The sequence below is a fragment of the Streptomyces sp. NPDC021562 genome, assembly GCF_040640875.1.
Taxonomy (GTDB): domain Bacteria; phylum Actinomycetota; class Actinomycetes; order Streptomycetales; family Streptomycetaceae; genus Streptomyces.
On sequence record NZ_JBFACN010000116.1, the window covers coordinates 1 to 1,073 of the forward strand.

Sequence of the window (1,073 nt, forward strand, 5' to 3'; positions counted from 1 at the left end):
GCGCGGTGACGTCAAGGCCGACATCGACTGCGAGCGGCTGGCCGCCCTGATCGTCGGCTCCTGGACCGGGCTCCAGCTATTTCTTTTCCCTTCAATACGGAGTGCCAATTGGCGTTTATGACCTGGCTAAATTAAATGGTGCTATTACAATCAGGCTAGGAAAAGAAGGTGAGCAGTACACGGGATTGAACGGCAGAGCTAATTCTCTTGAAAACTTAATTATAAGTGAAGATGTATCCGGCCCATTCGGAAGTCCTTTTGTTGATTCGGACAGAGCACCAGTGACAACTGATACGAAAGACGCTGTCCAGCTTGTTTACCTCCAAGCGTCCACACAAAAGGAAACAGCAGAACGCATGGTAGCTTCTTTAATGGATATGTTTGTCCAAATTCACGGCGGGCAGGCACAATTTACAATTGTAGAATAAATACGAGCATGTTCAGGTAAATCTTGAGCATGCTTATTTATATATCTACAGTGTATCCAGTTCATTTTCTGCTGAAACAAAGTTATCCACAGTTTATATCAATTTATGAGTTATCCACAGGGGAAAGAAAATCTCCTCATAATGAAAAAACGCAATGCTTCGTTCTTCTTTGAAACGAAACACTGCGTTGTGACTATGTATGGAGCGGGTGATGGGAATCGAACCCACGACATCAGCTTGGAAGGCTGAGGTTTTACCATTAAACTACACCCGCGTTATTTAGAGAGGGATTTTTGATATATACCAGTCTTCCCTCTATGACTGGGCTAGCTGGATTCGAACCAACGAGTGACGGAGTCAAAGTCCGTTGCCTTACCGCTTGGCTATAGCCCAAAAATAAAAGGACATTCTCTGTCCAATTTGAAATGGTGGAGGGGGACGGATTCGAACCGCCGAACCCGAAGGAGCGGATTTACAGTCCGCCGCGTTTAGCCACTTCGCTACCCCTCCGACATAAAATGAAACATACTGTTATTTTTTTGTAAAAAATGGCGGTCCGGACGGGACTCGAACCCGCGACCTCCTGCGTGACAGGCAGGCATTCTAACCAGCTGAACTACCGGACCAGATTGCGGGGACAGGATT

General features: G+C 46.4%; 4 tRNA genes and 1 pseudogene. 1 reads left to right on the top strand and 4 read right to left on the bottom strand.

Annotation, left to right across the window (positions count from 1 at the left end):
* Positions 1-95 precede the first annotated feature (95 nt).
* Positions 96-428 (top strand): annotated as a pseudogene (locus AB0G52_RS41325) (phenylalanine--tRNA ligase beta subunit-related protein); the annotation flags it as partial.
* A 200-nt stretch (positions 429-628) separates the two neighbouring features.
* Here AB0G52_RS41325 and AB0G52_RS41330 read toward each other — a convergent pair.
* From AB0G52_RS41330 to AB0G52_RS41345, 4 genes are all read right to left on the bottom strand, one after another.
* Positions 629-702 (bottom strand) — tRNA-Gly (locus AB0G52_RS41330).
* A 47-nt stretch (positions 703-749) separates the two neighbouring features.
* Positions 750-821: transfer RNA gene (locus AB0G52_RS41335), tRNA-Gln, on the bottom strand.
* 33 nt (positions 822-854) lie between these two features.
* A tRNA-Tyr gene (locus AB0G52_RS41340) sits at positions 855-938 on the bottom strand.
* Positions 939-977: 39 nt separating this feature from the next.
* A tRNA-Asp gene (locus AB0G52_RS41345) sits at positions 978-1,054 on the bottom strand.
* Positions 1,055-1,073: the final 19 nt, after the last annotated feature.